Raw genomic sequence first — 419 nt, 5'->3', positions numbered from 1 at the left:
CCACGGGCAGCGCCACCGACATCATCCCGCCATGACCGGCCAACCGCTCCAACACCAGACGGCTACGCAACGCCACCACCCGCGCGCCATCCTCCAGCGACAACCCACCCGCCACACACGCCGCGGCAATCTCACCCTGCGAATGACCCACCACCGCAGACGGCACCACCCCAAACGACCGCCACAACGCCGCAAGAGACACCATCACCGCCCACAAAGCAGGCTGCACCACATCCACCCGCTCCAACGACGGCGCACCCGGCACCCCACGCAACACCTCATCCAACGACCAGTCCACACACAGCGACAGAGCCCGACCACACTCCGCCAACCGCTCCGCGAACACCGGCGAAGCATCCAACAACTCCACCGCCATACCAGCCCACTGCGCCCCCTGCCCCGGGAACACAAACACCGGC

At 67.3% G+C, this 419-nt stretch carries 1 protein-coding gene; it reads right to left on the bottom strand.

Features of this window, described 5'->3' with window-relative positions:
• Window positions 1-419 (bottom strand): acyltransferase domain-containing protein (locus HPT28_RS26450; protein WP_219094499.1); only part of this gene is annotated, 419 nt, incomplete at both ends.

The organism is Streptomyces sp. JJ38, from assembly GCF_019303475.1.
Lineage (GTDB): Bacteria > Actinomycetota > Actinomycetes > Streptomycetales > Streptomycetaceae > Streptomyces.
Note: the sequence above shows the minus strand (reverse complement) of the source record. Positions and strands in the feature narration are given on the sequence as shown.